Source organism: Streptomyces sp. 12E, from assembly GCF_055633275.1.
The window spans coordinates 2,683,408-2,699,948 of the sequence record NZ_JBVNCJ010000001.1 but is presented as its reverse complement, the minus strand read 5'-3'; the positions used below and the strand labels follow the sequence as shown (position 1 = coordinate 2,699,948).

13 protein-coding genes and 1 tRNA gene are annotated in these 16,541 nt (G+C 71.4%); 5 read left to right on the top strand and 9 right to left on the bottom strand.

Translation table 11 applies throughout. The features are described 5' to 3' along the window. Positions 1–95 precede the first annotated feature (95 nt). The 3 genes from ACZ8ZB_RS12585 (at position 96) to ACZ8ZB_RS12575 (ending at position 3,766) form a co-directional block, all read left to right on the top strand. Positions 96–815 (top strand): response regulator transcription factor, encoded by a 720-nt coding sequence (locus tag ACZ8ZB_RS12585; RefSeq protein WP_470737805.1) that lies wholly within the window; start codon positions 96–98, stop codon positions 813–815. Beyond that, positions 812–2,224, top strand: coding sequence for a sensor histidine kinase (locus tag ACZ8ZB_RS12580; RefSeq protein ID WP_470737804.1), 1,413 nt, complete (start codon positions 812–814; stop codon positions 2,222–2,224). The genes ACZ8ZB_RS12585 and ACZ8ZB_RS12580 overlap by 4 nt, the downstream gene beginning before the upstream one ends. A 105-nt stretch (positions 2,225–2,329) precedes the next feature. Further along, positions 2,330–3,766: a glycoside hydrolase family 18 protein gene (locus ACZ8ZB_RS12575; RefSeq protein ID WP_470737803.1), complete on the top strand. Its 1,437-nt coding sequence runs from the start codon at positions 2,330–2,332 to the stop codon at positions 3,764–3,766. A 79-nt stretch (positions 3,767–3,845) separates the two neighbouring features. Here ACZ8ZB_RS12575 and ACZ8ZB_RS12570 read toward each other — a convergent pair whose 3' ends face one another. The 4 genes from ACZ8ZB_RS12570 to ACZ8ZB_RS12555 all read right to left on the bottom strand — a co-directional run bounded on the left by ACZ8ZB_RS12570 (position 3,846) and on the right by ACZ8ZB_RS12555 (position 8,690). Then, on the bottom strand, positions 3,846–5,285 hold the full coding sequence (locus ACZ8ZB_RS12570; protein ID WP_470737802.1) for a GH1 family beta-glucosidase: 1,440 nt from the start codon (positions 5,283–5,285) through the stop codon (positions 3,846–3,848). 109 nt (positions 5,286–5,394) lie between these two features. Then, positions 5,395–6,300, bottom strand: coding sequence for a carbohydrate ABC transporter permease (locus ACZ8ZB_RS12565; protein ID WP_470737801.1), 906 nt, complete (start codon positions 6,298–6,300; stop codon positions 5,395–5,397). A 12-nt stretch (positions 6,301–6,312) separates the two neighbouring features. Beyond that, entirely contained in the window at positions 6,313–7,326 is a 1,014-nt protein-coding gene (locus tag ACZ8ZB_RS12560) for a carbohydrate ABC transporter permease (protein ID WP_470741470.1), read from the bottom strand. Positions 7,327–7,331: 5 nt separating this feature from the next. Next, positions 7,332–8,690: an ABC transporter substrate-binding protein gene (locus ACZ8ZB_RS12555; protein ID WP_470737800.1), complete on the bottom strand. Its 1,359-nt coding sequence runs from the start codon at positions 8,688–8,690 to the stop codon at positions 7,332–7,334. A gap of 343 nt (positions 8,691–9,033) precedes the next feature. On the opposite strand from ACZ8ZB_RS12555, the gene ACZ8ZB_RS12550 reads away from it, so the two are divergent. Next, positions 9,034–10,089, top strand: a complete 1,056-nt coding sequence (locus tag ACZ8ZB_RS12550; protein ID WP_470737799.1) for a LacI family DNA-binding transcriptional regulator — start codon at positions 9,034–9,036, stop codon at positions 10,087–10,089. Positions 10,090–10,093: 4 nt separating this feature from the next. Here ACZ8ZB_RS12550 and ACZ8ZB_RS12545 read toward each other — a convergent pair whose 3' ends face one another. From ACZ8ZB_RS12545 to ACZ8ZB_RS12530, 4 genes are all read right to left on the bottom strand, one after another. After that, positions 10,094–10,927 (bottom strand): DUF6461 domain-containing protein, encoded by an 834-nt coding sequence (locus ACZ8ZB_RS12545; RefSeq protein WP_470737798.1) that lies wholly within the window; start codon positions 10,925–10,927, stop codon positions 10,094–10,096. A 135-nt stretch (positions 10,928–11,062) separates the two neighbouring features. After that, positions 11,063–11,135, bottom strand: a tRNA-His gene (locus tag ACZ8ZB_RS12540). Positions 11,136–11,253: 118 nt separating this feature from the next. Next, entirely contained in the window at positions 11,254–11,856 is a 603-nt protein-coding gene (gene orn / locus ACZ8ZB_RS12535; RefSeq protein WP_470737797.1) for an oligoribonuclease, read from the bottom strand. 163 nt (positions 11,857–12,019) lie between these two features. Beyond that, entirely contained in the window at positions 12,020–13,246 is a 1,227-nt protein-coding gene (locus ACZ8ZB_RS12530) for a helix-turn-helix domain-containing protein (RefSeq protein ID WP_470737796.1), read from the bottom strand. An 811-nt stretch (positions 13,247–14,057) separates the two neighbouring features. On the opposite strand from ACZ8ZB_RS12530, the gene ACZ8ZB_RS12525 reads away from it, so the two are divergent. Next, positions 14,058–14,585 (top strand): universal stress protein, encoded by a 528-nt coding sequence (locus ACZ8ZB_RS12525; protein ID WP_470737795.1) that lies wholly within the window; start codon positions 14,058–14,060, stop codon positions 14,583–14,585. 136 nt (positions 14,586–14,721) lie between these two features. Here the strand turns inward: ACZ8ZB_RS12525 and glmS are convergent, their stop codons facing one another. After that, positions 14,722–16,539: a glutamine--fructose-6-phosphate transaminase (isomerizing) gene (gene glmS, locus ACZ8ZB_RS12520; protein ID WP_470737794.1), complete on the bottom strand. Its 1,818-nt coding sequence runs from the start codon at positions 16,537–16,539 to the stop codon at positions 14,722–14,724. Positions 16,540–16,541: the final 2 nt, after the last annotated feature.

Below are 16,541 nucleotides of genomic sequence, written 5' to 3'. Positions count from 1 at the left end.
CCCCATCCCCCTCAGGAGTGTCGCGTCGGCGGAGGCGTCCTGAGTTGTCCACAGGCCCGCGCTCCGCCCGTCCGGGATGGCGTACGGTGCCGCCCATGGCAAGTGTTCTCGTGGTCGAGGACGACCAGTTCGTACGCTCGGCGCTCATCCGGCAGCTCACCGACGCCTCGCACACCGTGCGCAGCGTGGGCACGGCGCTGGAGGCGCTGCGCGAGGTCGCCCACCACCGCTTCGACGTGGTCGTCCTGGACCTCGGACTGCCCGATCTCGACGGCTCCGAGGCCCTGAAGATGCTGCGCGGCATCACCGACGTACCGGTGATCGTCGCCACCGCCCGGGACGACGAGGCCGAGGTCGTACGGCTGTTGAACGCCGGCGCGGACGACTACCTGACCAAACCCTTCTCGGTGGAGCACCTCTCGGCCCGGATGGCGGCCGTGCTGCGCCGGGCCCGGGCCGGCGGAGGGGAGGCGGCGCCCTCTCCGGTCATCCGGGTCGGCGGCCTGACCGTCGACCCGCTGCGCCGCCAGGCCGAACTGGACGGCGTGCGCCTCGACCTGACCCGCCGCGAGTTCGACCTGCTCGCCTTCCTCGCCGGGCGCCCCGGCGTGGTCGTCCCCCGCAGGGAACTGCTCGCCGAGGTGTGGCAGCAGTCCTACGGCGACGACCAGACCATCGACGTCCATCTGTCCTGGCTGCGCCGGAAACTGGGGGAGACCGCCGCCCGGCCCCGCTACCTGCACACCCTGCGGGGCGTCGGCGTGAAGCTGGAGCCCCCGGCCGCGCACGCGCCCGGAGCGGAGCCGCCGCGATGAGATGGGCCCTGGTGAAGGTGTCGCTGGCGGTGACCGCGATGGTCGTGGTCGCCTTCGCGGTGCCGCTCGGTCTGGTGGTCCGGGAGATGGCCCGCGACCGCGCCTTTTCCAACGCCGAGCGGGAGGCGGCGGCCGTCGCCCCCGCGCTGTCCATCACCACCGACCGCGACCAGCTCGAACGCGTCGTCGCCTCCGCCGGTTCGAACGCCGCGATGGCCGTGCACATCCCGGCCGGCGACGGCGGCGAAGCCCTCGGCATGGGGCGACGACGGTCCGCCGAGGAGGACATCGCGGCCGTGCGGAGACTGGGCCGCGCCTCCACCTCCACCGTGTCCGGCGGCTCGGCCCTGCTCCAGCCGGTGGCGCTGAGCAGCGGCGAGATCGCCGTCGTCGAGGTGTTCGTCCCCGAGTCCGAGGTCACCAACGGCGTCGGCACGGCCTGGGCGGTGCTCGCCGCGGTCGGAGCCGCCCTGATCCTCGGCTCGGTCACGGTCGCCGACCGGCTGGGCGTACGGATGGTGCGACCCGCGCGGCGACTGGTCGAGGGGGCGCACGAGCTGGGCGAGGGGAAGCTGGGGGCCCGGGTGCCCGAGGAGGGACCTACCGAACTGCGGCTGGCGGCCGTGGCGTTCAACTCCATGGCCGACCAGGTCGTCCAACTGCTCGCCAACGAGCGGGAACTGGCCGCCGACCTGTCCCACCGGCTGCGCACCCCGCTGACGGTGCTGCGGCTCAACGCCGCCTCCCTCGGCGAGGGCCCGGCCGCCGAGCAGACCCGGGCGGCGGTCGAGCAGCTGGAGCGGGAGGTGGACACCATCATCCGCACCGCCCGGGAGGCCAAGCCGCAGACGGCCGCCCTCGGCCCCGGCGCCGGCTGCGACGCGGCCGAAGTGGTGCGGGAGCGGATGACGTTCTGGTCGGCGCTCGCCGAGGACGAGGGCCGCAAGTGGCGGGTGGCCGGCGCCGACCGGCCGGTGCGCGTACCCGTGGCCCGCACCGACCTGGCCGCCGCCCTCGACGCCCTGCTCGGCAACGTCTTCCGGCACACCCCCGAGGGCACCGCGTTCGCGGTCGACGTGCACAACGGCGACGACGCGGTGATCGTGCTGGTCTCCGACGCGGGCCCCGGCATACCCGACCCCGAGGCGGCGATGGCCCGCGGCCGGGGCTCCGGCAGCGACGGCTCCACCGGGCTCGGCCTGGACATCGTGCGCCGGCTCGCCGAGGCGACCGGCGGGGACGTGCGGATCGGCTCGTCCGTGCTCGGCGGGACCGAGGTGCGGATCTGGATCCAGCTCGACGGACGCGAACGGGCGCCCCGGCGGCGCGGACACCGGGGTACCGTGCGCCGCCGTCGTGGACCGGGCCGGCCGGCCGTCTCCTTTAACCGGTCCCGATCCCTTCCTTAAGCGCACCCTAAGATCCTCAACGGCCTCCCGGATCGGGAGATTCGTCCGGATCCGGCTCGCTAGCGTGCTGCCGCACCCCCGAACGGCGACGAAGGCAGGCACACGATGAGCACGCACCGGCGCAGGATCAGCGGCAGGAACAAGGCGATCGGCGCGATGACCGCCGCGGCCGTGGCCGGCGGCGGCGCGTTCCTGTTCACCGGCACCGCCCAGGCGGCCGGCGTCGGCGCGGCCTACACCAGGACCAGCGAGTGGTCGACCGGCTACACCGCCCAGTACGTGGTGACCAACAACGGCGGCGAACGGAACCAGGACTGGAAGCTGGAGTTCGACCTGCCCGCCGGCACCGAGCTCGGCTCGCTGTGGAACGCCGAGGCCGGCGTCAGCGGCCGGCACGTCACCGTCCGGCCGGCGAAGTGGGACACCGACGGCCTGGCCGCCGGCGAGTCCGTCACCGTCGGCTTCGTCGCCAAGGGCACCGGAGACCCGGCCGGCTGCCTGGTCGACGGCGCCGAGTGCGGCACGGACACCGCCCCCGCCCCCGGACCCGGCGGTCGTCCCACCGACGCCCCCACCCCCACCACCCGGCCGACCCCCACCGGGGAGCCGGCCGCCGAGCCCACCGAGGACACCGGCACCGGCACGGGCGCCACCGCCGGTTTCGCGCCCTACGTCGACACCTCCCTCTTCCCCGCCTTCGACCTGGTCGCGAGCGCCGAGGCGACCGGTGTGAAGGACTACAACCTCGCCTTCATCACCGACGGCGGCGGCTGCACCCCCGCCTGGGGCGGCGTCAGCGGCCTCGGCGGCAACGCGGTGGCCGGGCAGATCGGCGCGCTGCGCGCGAAGGGCGGCGACGTCCGGGTCTCCTTCGGCGGCGCGGCCGGCTCCGAACTGGGCACCACCTGCGCCTCGGCGGACGCGCTGGCCGCGGCGTACGAGAAGGTCGTGAACGCCTACGACCTCACCAAGGTCGACTTCGACGTCGAGGGCGGCGCCCTGCCCGACGCGGCGGCCAACACCCGCCGTGCCCAGGCGATCGCGAAGCTCCAGAAGGCCCACCCGGACCTGGACGTCTCCTTCACCCTCCCGGTGATGCCGGAGGGACTCACCCAGGACGGCGTGAACCTCCTCGCCGACGCGAGGAGGAACGGCGTACGGATCGACGCGGTCAACATCATGGCGATGGACTACGGCCCCGCCTACAGCGGCGACATGGGCACCTACGCCGAGCAGGCCGCCACCGCCACCCAGGCCCAGCTCAAGGGCGTCCTCGCACTGAGCGACGCCGACGCCTGGAAGACGGTCGCCGTCACCCCGATGATCGGCGTCAACGACGTCGTCACCGAGATCTTCCAGGTCGACGACGCCACCCAGCTGGTGGACTTCGCCGAGTCCAGGGGGCTGGGCCGGCTGTCCATGTGGTCCGGCGCCCGCGACCAGCAGTGCGCCGGCGGCGCCAAGCCGGCCGCCGACCCCACCTGCAGCTCGATCCTCCAGGACGAGTTCGCCTTCACGAAGGCGTTCGCCGCCTACCGGTGAGGTGCTCGTGGAAGAACGGGGCACGGCACTCCCCCCGGAGTGCCGCGCCCCGCCCCCCGTCATCCGGAACCGGAGTCGGTCAGATGTGCTCCGGCTCCGGAAGCGTCCCCGACTTCGCGGCCTGCGCGTACCACAGGGCACTGGACTTCGGGGTCCGCTGCTGGGTCACGTAGTCGACGTACACCGCGCCGAAGCGCTTGTCGTAGCCGTACGCCCACTCGAAGTTGTCCAGCAGGGACCACAGGAAGTAGCCGCGCACGTCCGCGCCGTCGGCGATGGCCCGCCGCACCGCGGAGAGGTGCCCGTGCAGGTAGGCGACGCGCTCCGGGTCGTGCACCGTGCCGTCGGCGTCCGGCTTGTCGTCGTAGGCCGCGCCGTTCTCGGTGATGTAGATCGGCAGTCCGGGCGCCTCGCGGTTGTAGCGCATGATCAGCTCGTGCAGGCCCGTCGGGTCGACGGACCAGCCCATCTCGGTCTGCTCGCCCGGCGACTGGTGGAAGGCGACGTCCTCCGCGGCGGGCCACGGCGAGTGCTCGCTCGCCCCGTGACCGTCGGCCCGCGGGCCCTTCGCGTCCGGGTCCGCCGCCGACACCAGGGTGGGCGTGTAGTAGTTGAGGCCGAGCGCGTCCAGCGGCTGGTGGATCAGGTCCAGGTCGCCGTCGAGGACGAACGACCAGTCGGTGAGCGACGAGGTCGCCTCCAGCAGCGTCTCCGGGTAGGCGCCGTGCATGATCGGGCCGTGGAAGATGCCGCTGGACAGGTCGTCGATCTTGCGCGCCGCCGCCACGTCCGCCGGGTCGCTCGGCGAGAGGGGCCGGACCACGGAGGAGTTGAGGCTGATCGCGATCGAGTTGCGGGCCGGCATCACCGAGCGCAGCGCCTTGGCGCCCAGGCCGTGCGCCAGGTTCAGGTGGTGGGCGGCCCGCAGCGCGGCCACCGGGTCGGTGCGGCCGGGGGCGTGCACCCCGGAGGCGTAGCCCAGGAAGGCGCTGCACCAGGGCTCGTTGAGCGTGATCCAGTTCTCCACGCGGTCACCGAGCGCCTCGCCGACGATCTGCGCGTACTCCGCGAAGCGGTACGCGGTGTCGCGCTCCGGCCAGCCGCCCGCGTCCTCCAGCTCCTGCGGCAGGTCCCAGTGGTAGAGGGTGACGGCCGGCTTGATGCCCTTCGCCAGCAGCTCGTCGACCAGCTTGCGGTAGAAGTCCAGACCGCGCTGCACGGCGGGGCCGCGGCCGGTCGGCTGCACCCGCGACCAGGAGACGGAGAAGCGGTAGGCGTTCAGGTTCAGGTCCGCCATCAGCGCCACGTCGTCGCGGTAGCGGTGGTAGTGGTCGACAGCGATGTCACCGGTGTCGCCGCCGAACGTCTTGCCCGGCGTGTGGCTGAAGGTGTCCCAGATGGAAGGCGTACGCCCGTCCTCCCGCACCGCCCCCTCGATCTGGTACGCGGAGGTCGCGGCGCCCCAGAGGAAGGCGGGAGGAAAGGTCACCGGGGTCGCCGGCGTTGTGGAGTCAGACATGGAAGCGCTCCCATAGGAGGTCGTGGAAGACCGACGAGTACGAAAAGGAGGGGGGAGGGGCCGAGGCGGCGGTGACCCGGCCCCCATGGGTACGAAGGCGAAGCGGGCGTCAGCCCTTGACGGCGCCCTGCATGATGCCGCCCACGATCTGCTTGCCGAAGATCGCGAAGACCAGCAGCAGGGGCAGCGTACCCAGCAGCGCACCCGCCATGATCAGGGACTGGTCCGGGGTGTACCCGCGGCCGAGGCCCGCGACCGCCACCTGCACGGTCGGGCTGCCGGTCTGGGTCAGCACCAGGAACGGCCACAGGAAGTCGTTCCAGGTCTGCACGAACATCAGCATGCCCAGCACGGCCATCGCCGGCCGCGCGGCCGGGAACACCACGTGCCACACCACGCGCCAGCTGCTCGCGCCGTCCACCCGGGCGGCCTCGATGACCTCGTCCGGCAGCGCCTGGAGCAGGTACTGCCGCATGAAGAACACGCCGAACGCGCTCACCAGCGACGGGAAGATGACCGCCTGCAGCTGGTCGGACCAGTCGAGCTTGGCGACCATCATGTACAGCGGGATGATGCTGAGCTGCGGCGGCACCATCATCGTGCCGATCACGATCAGCATCAGCGCGTTGCGGCCCTTGAAGCGCAGCTTGGCGAAGGCGAACCCGGCGATCGTCGACAGCACGACGATGGTCACCGCCGAGATGCCCGCCACGATCGTGGTGTTGAGGAAGGCCTCGCCGAGGTTGGCGTCCTTCCAGGCGATCTCCAGGTTCTTGAACAGGTTGGAACCGAACCAGAGCGGCGGCGGGTTCTGCGCCAGCCGCTGGTTGTCCCGGGAGGCGGCGATCGCGGTCCACACCAGCGGGAACAGCGACACGATCGTGAACACGATCAGGATCGCGTACGCGATCGGACCGCCGTGCAGCGTTCCGCCGGCCCGCGCGGACTTCGGCAGGCGCGGACGCCTGGCCTCCTTGGCGGGGGTGGTCTCGGGGGGCGTCACAGTCGTCGTCACGGCCACAACTCCTTAACTGCTGGCGCGCAGCCGGCGCGAGATGAGCTGGTTGATGATGCCGATGACGATCAGGATCGCGAACATCGTCCAGGCGATCGCCGAGGCGCGGCCCAGGTGCTGGTTCACCCAGCCCTGCTCGTACAGGTACAGGCCGAGCGTCTGGAACTGGTGCTCCGCGCCGCCGGACGCGCCCTTGTTGGCGTCGAACAGCAGCGGCTCTCCGAAGACCTGGCTGGCGCCGATGGTGGAGACCACCACCGTGAACAGGATCGTCGGACGCAGCGAGGGCAGCGTCACGTGGATGAACTGCTTCCAGCGGCTGGCGCCGTCCAGCGCCGCCGACTCGTACAGGTCCTGCGGGATCGCCTGCATCGCGGCCAGGTAGATCAGCGCGTTGTAGCCGGTCCAGCGCCAGATGATGATCGCCGACACGGCGAACTGCGAGGGCCACTTGTCGCCCTGCCAGTCGACCGGGTCGATCCCGACGAAGTCGAGCGCCCAGTTGATCATGCCGTAGTCGTAGCCGAAGAGCAGCACGAACACCAGGGAGGCGGAGGCGATCGAGGTGGCGTACGGCGCGAGCATCGCGACCCGGTAGAAGGTCGAGGCCCGCAGCTTGTAGTTGAGGATGTGGGCGATGCCCATCGCGATCAGCAGCTGCGGAACGGTCGCGATGATGCCGATGGTCAGGGTGTTCTGCGCCGCGTTCCAGAAGAACTCGTCGTCGAAGATCCGGGTGTAGTTCTTCAGCCCGACCCAGCTCATGTCGGTCGGGGCGGTCAGCTCCACCTGGTGCAGCGAGGCCCAGCCCGTGTAGATCAGCGGGAACAGGCCGAAGGCGAGGAACAGCAGGAAGAACGGCGAGACGAAGGCGTACGGGCTCCAGCGCATGTCGCGCTGCCAGCGCCGGGACAGCTTGGCCCGGCGTCGCTGTTCCTTGTCCGCGGGTGCGGAGCTCCCGGGCGGACGGCCCGGGGCCGCGCCCCCCTTGACGGGGAGCGCGGCGGTGTCGTGGCGGGTGGCCATGCGAGTCACTTGTCCAGGCTGTTGTCGATGGTCTTGGTGGCCGTCTCCCAGGCCTCCTTGGCGGACTTGCCCTTGGTCACCAGGATGACGCCGTTGTCCGTCAGACCCTGCTGGATGATCTGGTCCTTCGGGCCGATGACCTGGTCCGGGATCTGCTTGGCGGCCTCGGAGAAGATCTGGCCGATCGGGGAGTCACCGGTCATCTCGTTCTTCGCGCCGGTCACCTCGGGGCTGTCGTACGCGCCCGGGGTGCTCGGGAAGCTGCCCTGCACCTTGAACAGCTTCGTCTGCTGCTCGGGGGCGGTCAGCCAGGCCACCAGCTTCTGCGCCTCCTCGACGTTCTTGCCGCTCTTCGGCACGCCGAGGAAGGAGCCGCCCCAGTTGCCGGACTTGGGAGCCACGGCCACGTCCCACTTGCCGGCGGCGTCCGGCTGCGACTTGCCCTTGATGGTGCCGAGCATCCACGGCGGGCAGGCGACGGTGGCGAACTTGCTGTTGGCGATCGTCGTGTCCCAGGCCGGCTGGAACTGCGTCTGCGACTGGACCAGGCCCTTCTCGGCGGCCTCGGCGGTCAGGTCGAAGGCGTTCTTGACGGCCGGGTTGGTCTTGTAGATGACCTCGCCGGAGGCGTTGTAGAACTTCTCCTTCTCGCTGCTGAGGACGGCGTTGAGCAGGCCGCCGGGGGAGTCCATGAAGAAGGTCTCCTTGCCGGCCTTCTCCTTGTACTTCTCACCGGTCTCGATGAACTTGTTCCAGTCACCGGCCCACAGCTTGCCGACCTCCTCGCGGTCGGTCGGCAGGCCGGCCTTCTCGAAGAGGTCCTTGCGGTAACAGATCGCCATCGGGCCGATGTCGGTGCCGAGAGCCACGGTCTGGCCGTCCTTGGTGGTGGCCTGCTGCCACTTCCAGCTGAGCCAGTTGTTCTTGTCCACGCCCTCGGCCTTGGACATGTCCGCGAACTTGTCCGCCTGGGTGTCGACGATCTCGGCGATGTTGGCGATCTCGATGGCCTGGATGTCCATCAGACCGCTGTTGGTGGTGAGGTGGTTGAGCAGCGGAGGGTAGTAGTTCTCGTTCCGCTCGATGACGTTCTGCTCGATCTTGATGTCCGGGTTCAGCTTCTCGTACTCGTCGTAGAGGCCGGCTTCCTTGAAGCCCATGGTGCCGAACAGACCAAGCGTGATCTTGGTCTTGCCCTCGCTGTCGGACGAGGACCCGGAACCGCCGTCACTGCCGTCGTCGGCACAGCCGGCCAGCAGCCCGGTGCCCAGCGACACCACGGCCGCGATGGCCAGTGCCTTGCGGGCGATGGGCTTCCCCCCGCCCGACCGCTGACGGGAGAGGGGGAGGGTACGTGCTCGCATTGCGTCCTCCTGTTGCCCTGACGTGCCGACCCCCCGGCCAACGGCTTTGTTGGACCCGTATCTTGCGCGTTGCGGCTCGGGCGGGGAACGTGCGGGTTGTGTATGTGTCAGGTACTGTGGGAGCGCTCCCACAAGTGATGTGTTGAAGAGTCGCGGGTCCGGGCGGGGGTGTCAAGGGAACAGACGAGGCAAAGTGCCTTCAGTTATCTGCCTGTTAACTTGACGTCGAAGATCCGCCCCCGGAAGTCCGCAGTCCGTACACCGCCCTCCCGGCGGTGGCCGCCGTCACCGGCGGGACTGTTACATTCCAGGCCAGCGTGACACACGACGGAAGGCGGAGCCGATGGCAAGCCACGGAGCGCGGGGCCGGAGCGGCGGTCGGCCCACCCTCGAAGAGGTGGCCGCGCGCGCCGGTGTCGGCCGCGGCACGGTCTCCCGGGTGATCAACGGTTCGCCCCGGGTGAGCGACGCCACCCGCGCCGCCGTGGAGGCCGCGGTCGCCGAGCTCGGTTACGTCCCGAACACGGCCGCCCGCGCCCTGGCCGCCAACCGCACCGACGCCATAGCCCTCGTCGTGCCCGAGCCGGAGACCCGGTTCTTCGCCGAGCCGTACTTCTCCGACATGCTCCGGGGCGTCGGCGCGGCGCTCTCCGACACCCAGATGCAGCTGCTGCTGATCTTCGCGGGCAGCGACCGGGAACGGCAGCGGCTCGCCGAGTACCTCGCCGCCCACCGGGTGGACGGGGTGCTGCTGGTCTCGGTGCACGCCGACGACCCGCTGCCCGACATGCTGTCCCAGCTGGAGATCCCGGCCGTGATCAGCGGCCCCCGCTCGGCCGCCGAGACGCTCGCCTCCGTGGACTCCGACAACTACGGCGGCGCCCGCCAGGCCGTCGAACACCTCATCGGCCGGGGCCGGCGCACCATCGCCCACATCACCGGCCGCCTCGACGTGTACGGCGCCCAGCGGCGCGTCGACGGCTACCGCGACGCCCTGCGCGACGCGGGCCACGAGGTGGACGACCTGCTGGTCGAACAGGGCGACTTCTCCGAGGACGGCGGCCGTCGCGCGATGGCGGCCCTGCTGGAGCGCCGCCCCGACCTGGACGCCGTCTTCGCCGCCTCGGACGTCACCGCGGCCGGCGCCCGGCACGCGCTGCGCGACGCGGGCCGCCGCATCCCCGACGACGTGGCCCTGGTCGGCTACGACGACTCCGTCATCGCCCGCCACATGGACCCGCCGCTGACCAGCGTGCGCCAGCCGATAGAGGAGATGGGGCGCGCGATGATCGACCTCCTCCTCGCCGAGGTCGCCGACCGCCGTCCTTCGGTCTCCCGGGAACTGGGGCGGCGCCAGATGGTGCTGGCCACCGAGCTGGTGGGCCGCGCCTCGTCCTGACGCCTCAGTGCTCCGTGCCGGGGCCCGGGTCCTTCAGGACCGCCTCGGCGTGCAAGGTGGGGGCGGCGACGCGGTACTGCGCCCCGCGCTTCCACCACTGGGGGTCGGTGGCCCGCTCGTAGTCGTTGCGCAGGCGGGCCGGGACCAGGCCCAGACGCCGGTCCGGCACAGGCCTTCCGTTGGCCCCGGCCCACGCGCTGATCTCCTCGAAGTCGTCCGCCGGCGAACCCGCGACCGCGTACACGGGGAGGCGGTCCCCGGCGAGCACGGTACGGGGGAGGGAGAGGCCGAGGCGCTTCTCGAAGACGGCCAGGCCGAGGCGCTCGCGTTCGGCGTAGTCGTGGTCGCCGGTGTCGCGGTAGGTGTCCCCGTCGGGGTGCAGGATTCCGGCGGCCACCAGGTCCGGCAGGAACAGATCGCGTTCCTCGCCCCAGCGGATCCGCTCCTCGCACAGCCCGTACCCGCAGACGGTGCGGCCGTCGTGCGCGTACAGGACGGTGGTGGGAGGGTGTTCCGAGTTGTAGTGGTAGTGGACGGCCTCCACGCCGTCGCGGGAGACCTCCTCCAGCCGGTCGTGGTAGGAACCGTAGAGGACGGCGAACGCCCAGCCCGCGTGCTCGCCGACGCGGACCACGGCGCTGCCCGGCCCGCGCTGGGGATAGCCGTCGACGTCGAGCTCCTCCATCTCGGCGTCGGTCATCGGCCCGGCGGCCGATCCGCGCCGCGCCCCCATGCGGACCGCCAGCTCCTCGGCGTCGATGCCGCGCGCGAAGTGGACGTCGAACATCCACCCGGAACTCGTCACCGTGCCGACCATCCACTGCACACCGTCGCCCACGTGCTCTCCCCTTGTGTCGGCGAACAGGCCCTGCGCCCGTCCGTCGACGACCGTAGGGCGGCCCGCTGACGTCCCGGTGGCGGGAACGAGTACAGCCGGTGACCTCGGTACCGAGGTCACCGGCTGACCGGTGAGGGTGAGTGACGGGACTCGAACCCGCGGCATCCTGGACCACAACCAGGTGCTCTACCAGCTGAGCTACACCCACCATGGCCTTGTCGGTCGAGGTCAGTGACTTCTCCGACCGGCCGAGAAAAAGTGTACAGGGTCCGAAGGGGTGCTCGCGCACGCTTTCCGCGGCGGCCCCCGACGACCCCCCGATCCGCCTACTGAGCAGGCAGGACGTGCTTCGCGGCGATCTTCTTCGCGGCGTCCGAGTCGGGTCCGGGCTGCGGTACGAAGACGGCCTCGCGGTAGTAGCGCAGCTCCGCGATGGACTCGCGGATGTCGGCGAGGGCGCGGTGGTTGCCGTTCTTCTCGGGGCTGTTGTAGTACGCCCTCGGGTACCAGCGACGGGCCAGCTCCTTGATGCTGGACACGTCCACGATGCGGTAGTGGAGGTAGTCCTCCAGGGCCGGCATGTCCCGCAGCAGGAACCCGCGGTCGGTGCCGACGGAGTTGCCGCACAGGGGCGCCTTGCCGGGCTCCTTGACGTGCTCCCTCACATAGTCGAGGACCTGCCGCTCGGCCTCCTCGAGCGTCGTGCCGCCCTCCAGCTCGGCGAGCAGTCCGGACGCGGTGTGCATCTCCCGCACCACCTCCGGCATCGTCTCCAGGGCCCGCGCCGGCGGGCGGATGACGATGTCCACGCCCTCGCCGAGCACGTTCAGTTCGGAGTCGGTGACGAGGGCGGCCACCTCGATGAGCGCGTCGTCCGACAGCGAGAGGCCGGTCATCTCGCAGTCGATCCACACCATGCGATCGTTCATGTGTCTCACCTTACGGGGGCGCCGCGCCGTGCGGGACCGGGCGGCGGAGCGCGAGGTCCCGGCACCGGTGTGAACGTCACGGGGGCGCCGCCCCCAGGGCCCCGCTCCGGCCCCGGACGGGCCGGAGGCCGCGGCCTCCGGCCCGTCCGGGGCCGCCGTCGGCTCAGGGCGCGCTGCGCTGGCCCGGGAAGGCCGAGGCCGTCACGGACGGGCCCGCGGCGCCGGCCGCCGCCGTGCGGCGGGACTGGTGCGGGAGCGGGCTGTCCGGGTGCAGGGCGGGCGGCGCCTGGGGCCCCGCGTGACCCGGCTGACCCGGCGGGAAGGAAGCCGCGGTGCCCGGGGCGCCCTCGGCGTCCTGGCTCCGGTCGGCCTGCGGGCGCCGCGCGCGGTACGCGGCCCGGTAGGCGGCCGGGGACGACCCCAGCTGGCGCCGGAAGTGGCCGCGCAGCGCGACCGGGGAGCGGAAGCCGCAGCGGCCGGCGACCTCGTCCACCGAGTAGTCCGACGTCTCCAGCAGGCGCTGCGCCTGGAGCACCCGCTGCGTGATCAGCCACTGCAGCGGCGCGCTGCCGGTCAGCGAGCGGAAGCGGCGGTCGAACGTACGACGGCTCATGTACGCGCGCGCCGCCAGCGTCTCCACGTCGAACTGTTCGTGGAGGTGCTCCAGCGCCCAGGCGACGACCTCGGCGAGCGGGTCGGCGCCGATCTCCTCCGGTAAAGACCTGTCCAGGTAGCGTTCCTGGCCCCCGCTGCGGCGCGGCGGCACCACCAGGCGGCGGGCCAGCGCGCCGGCCGCCTCGTTGCCGTGGTCCGTGCGCACGATGTGCAGGCACAGATCGATTCCGGCCGCCGTGCCCGCGGAGGTCAGCACGTCGCCGTCGTCCACGAAGAGCTCCCGTGGATCGACGTGCACCGACGGATAGCGTTTCGCCAGCGTCGGCGCGTACATCCAGTGCGTGGTCGCGGGCCGGCCGTCCAGCAGGCCCGCCGCCGCGAGGACGAAGGCGCCGGTGCACAGCCCGACGATGCGGGCACCCTCCTCATGGGCCCGGCGCAGTGCGTCCAGGGCCTCCTCCGGTGGCGGCGAGGTGATCGAACGCCAGGCCGGCACCACGACGGTGCCCGCCCGGGATATCGCCTCCAGGCCATGCGGCGCGGTGAGCTCCAGGCCCCCCGTGGTCCGCAGCGGGCCCTCCTCGCCCCCGCAGACGAGCAAGCGGTAGCGCGGTACGCCGGCGTCCTGGCGGTCAACCCCGAACACCGACAGCGGTATGGAACTCTCGAAGATGGGGCCGCCGCTGAACAGCAGCACCGCGACGATCTCCTTGCGGCGGCGCCCGGAGAGTTTCCGGGCCGTCGTCTCCGGCGTGGCAGTGGAGTCGTGGCTCATACTGCTAAGCCCCCCTCGGTGGTCGCGGCTCCTCGGTTGTGTCGCTCCTGCACGTTTCCCCTCGGTCCTGCACGAGTCCCCCGCCGTAAGACATCAAGATCGAATCTACTGCGTCCCGTCGCGCGCCGATGGCCGGTTCGCCACCGGTGCATTGTCGACTTGGCAACTTGGCGTGAAGCATTCGATCACGAAGCGTTGCACTCGTGGGCCGTGCGGGGAAGTGCGCCTTGTCGCAGTGGCCAATCCACGTAGGGTGCGCGGGGCCCGTCGGACCCTTTTCGTGCAGGTCGAACGGGGGTTGGGGGGTGGCTGCGGCGGAGGACGCACACCAGCCGGAAGTTGGCTGAAAAGATACGGGCGGGGGCGCGGAAACCGGTCAGTTGACCGGTGTCTCCCCGCCACCGCGCACCGTTGCCGCCGCACCCCGGTCCCGGCCCGCCCGCGCCGGCCCCGCGAGGGCTCCGGCCCCTCGGACGGCGGCGGGCGCGAAGTGCCCTGCGGCACGGCTCACGGGGCCCGGCGCGCGGCCGGCCCGTCGGTCCGCCGCGGGACCCGCGGCGGACCCCTCGTGGCGGCTCGCTCCCACCGGCGGGTGAACCCCGTGCAAACCACTTGTACGGGACAGCAACCATTGCGTGACGGGCGGGCCCTCGTGCATGCTCCGGTGAACCCGCCTGCCGGTACGCGCGGGACCTGGGCTCAGGAGGCGTGCCGCCGTACCCTTGAGGGTATGGGGTCGGGAAGGCACTTCCCGGACACAGCTCCGCCGCACACTGTCGTCCTCGCAAAGGATCACACCCCCGAGACAGCCATGGCCGGTCACGAATTCTTCGAACCCGCGGACCGCAAGCGGCCGGTCGCCGATCCCACGGCGGCCGAACCCCTGGCGGCGGAGGAGTCGCGCCATCCCTGCGACCCCGCGTTCCGGCACGGTGTCGTCGTCGGCTTCGACGGCTCCACCTCCAGTGAACGGGCCCTCGCGTATGCCATCGGCATGGCGCGGCGTTTCGGCTCGGGCCTGATCATCGTCCACGTCGCCAACCGGCTGCCCACCACGGTCTGGGCGGGCTGCGAACCGCCGGTCTTCGTGGACGTGCCCGACCACCGCACGGAGGTGCTCGGACTCGAGCTCGCCTGTGCGGACTATCTGACCGAGGTGCCGTGGATCCTTGTCGAGCGCGGCGGGGACATCTGCCACGAGCTCGAAGAGGTGGGGCGGGAGTACGCCGCCGACGCGATCGTCGTGGGTTCCACCCACGGCCTCGCGGGGCGGATCTTCGGGTCCGTCGCCGGGAGGCTGGCGAAGCGGGCGCAGCGGCCGGTCGTCGTCATTCCGTAAGTCGCTCGCGGGCCCCCGGTGTTGAGTGGCGACACCGGGGGCCCGTTCCGTGATCCGGCCCGTGCGGGCGCGTGGGGGTCGATCGCGCCCGCACGGCAAAGCCGCATGCCGGTACGGCTCCGCGGCCCCGGGCGGCCTACTCGACCGTGACCGACTTCGCCAGGTTCCTGGGCTTGTCGATGTCCCGGCCGAGGGCCAGGGCGGTGTGGTAGGCGAGGAGTTGGAGGGGGATGCCCATGAGGATGGGGTCGAGTTCGTCCTCGTTCTTGGGGACGAGGATCGTGTGGTCGGCCTTCTCCTGGTCCTGGTGGGCGACGGCGAGGATCCGGCCGCTGCGGGCCTTGATCTCCTCCATGGCCGCGCGGTTCTTCTCCAGCAGGTCGTCGTCGGGGACGATCGCGACCGTGGGGAGGGCCGGCTCGATCAGGGCCAGCGGGCCGTGCTTGAGCTCGGAGGCCGGGTACGCCTCGGCGTGGATGTAGGAGACCTCCTTGAGCTTCAGGGAGGCCTCACGGGCCACCGGGTAGCCCCGGACGCGGCCGATGAAGAGCATCGAGCGGGCCTCGGCGTACTCCAGGGCCAGCTTCCTGATCTCCTCCTCCTGCTCCATGATCTCGGCGATCTGGGCGGGGAGCCGGCGCAGGCCCTCGATGATCCGCTTGCCGTCGCGCACCGACAGGTCACGGGTACGGCCCAGGTGCAGGGCGAGCAGGGCGAAGGCGACCGTGGTGTTGGTGAAGCACTTGGTGGACACCACGCAGACCTCGGGCCCGGCGTGCACGTAGACGCCGCCGTCCGCCTCGCGGGCGATCGCGGAGCCGACGACGTTGACCACGCCCAGCACCCGCGCGCCCTTGCGCTTCAGCTCCTGCACGGCCGCCAGCACGTCGTAGGTCTCGCCGGACTGCGAGACCGCGACGTACAGGGTGTCGGGGTCCACGACCGCGTTGCGGTAGCGGAACTCGGAGGCCGGCTCGGCGTCGGCGGGGATCCGGGCCAGCTCCTCGATCATCTGCGCGCCGATCATGCCGGCGTGGTAAGAGGTGCCGCAGCCCAGGATCTTCACGCGGCGGATCCGGCGCGCCTCACGGGCGTCCAGGTTGAGGCCGCCCAGGTGCACGGTGGAGAAGCGGTCGTCGATCCGGCCGCGCAGCACGCGGTCCACGGCCTCGGCCTGCTCGTGGATCTCCTTGTGCATGTAGGTGTCGTGGCCGCCCATGTCGTACGAGGCCGCCTCCCACTCCACGGTGGTCGGCTCGGCGGTCGTACGGGTGCCCTCGGTGGTGTAGGTCCGGAAGTCGTCGGCCTTCAGCGTCGCCATCTCGCCGTCGTCCAGCGTGACGATCTGGCGGGTGTGGGCGACCAGCGCGGCGATGTCGGAGGCGACGAACATCTCCTTCTCGCCGATGCCGAGCACGACCGGCGAGCCGTTGCGGGCCACCACGATGCGGTCCGGGAAGTCGGCGTGCAGCACGGCGATGCCGTACGTGCCCTCGATGAGGCGCACGGTCTCGCGGACCTTGTCCTCCAGCTTCTCGGCCGTCGAGCGGGCGATCAGGTGGGTGAGGACCTCGGTGTCCGTCTCGGAGAGGAACTCGACGCCGTCCGCCTCCAGCTTGCGGCGCAGGTCGGAGGCGTTGTCGATGATGCCGTTGTGGACGACGGCGACCTTGCCCTCGGCGTCCAGGTGCGGGTGGGCGTTCACGTCGGAGGGGGCGCCGTGGGTGGCCCAGCGGGTGTGGGCGATGCCGGTGGTGCCCTTGAAGCGCGCCGGGACCTTGGCCTCCAGGTCGCGCACCCGGCCCTTGGCCTTGACCGTCTTCAGGCCGGACGCCTTCGGGGACGTGACGGCGATGCCCGCCGAGTCGTAGCCGCGGTACTCCAGGCGCTGCAGGCCCTCCAGCAGCAGGGGAGCGACCTCACGCCTGCCGATGTATCCGACGATTCCGCACATAT

What these genes read in the sequence shown, in the direction of transcription:
- ACZ8ZB_RS12530 (WP_470737796.1), bottom strand. Translation starts at nt 13,246, where the DNA reads ATGAGCCACGACTCCACTGCCACGCCGGAGACGACGGCCCGGAAACTC.
- orn (WP_470737797.1), bottom strand. Translation starts at nt 11,856, where the DNA reads ATGAACGATCGCATGGTGTGGATCGACTGCGAGATGACCGGCCTCTCG.
- glmS (WP_470737794.1), bottom strand. Translation starts at nt 16,539, where the DNA reads ATGTGCGGAATCGTCGGATACATCGGCAGGCGTGAGGTCGCTCCCCTG.
- ACZ8ZB_RS12585 (WP_470737805.1), top strand. Translation starts at nt 96, where the DNA reads ATGGCAAGTGTTCTCGTGGTCGAGGACGACCAGTTCGTACGCTCGGCG.
- ACZ8ZB_RS12580 (WP_470737804.1), top strand. Translation starts at nt 812, where the DNA reads ATGAGATGGGCCCTGGTGAAGGTGTCGCTGGCGGTGACCGCGATGGTC.
- ACZ8ZB_RS12570 (WP_470737802.1), bottom strand. Translation starts at nt 5,285, where the DNA reads ATGTCTGACTCCACAACGCCGGCGACCCCGGTGACCTTTCCTCCCGCC.
- ACZ8ZB_RS12555 (WP_470737800.1), bottom strand. Translation starts at nt 8,690, where the DNA reads ATGCGAGCACGTACCCTCCCCCTCTCCCGTCAGCGGTCGGGCGGGGGG.
- ACZ8ZB_RS12560 (WP_470741470.1), bottom strand. Translation starts at nt 7,326, where the DNA reads ATGGCCACCCGCCACGACACCGCCGCGCTCCCCGTCAAGGGGGGCGCG.
- ACZ8ZB_RS12525 (WP_470737795.1), top strand. Translation starts at nt 14,058, where the DNA reads ATGGCCGGTCACGAATTCTTCGAACCCGCGGACCGCAAGCGGCCGGTC.
- ACZ8ZB_RS12550 (WP_470737799.1), top strand. Translation starts at nt 9,034, where the DNA reads ATGGCAAGCCACGGAGCGCGGGGCCGGAGCGGCGGTCGGCCCACCCTC.
- ACZ8ZB_RS12575 (WP_470737803.1), top strand. Translation starts at nt 2,330, where the DNA reads ATGAGCACGCACCGGCGCAGGATCAGCGGCAGGAACAAGGCGATCGGC.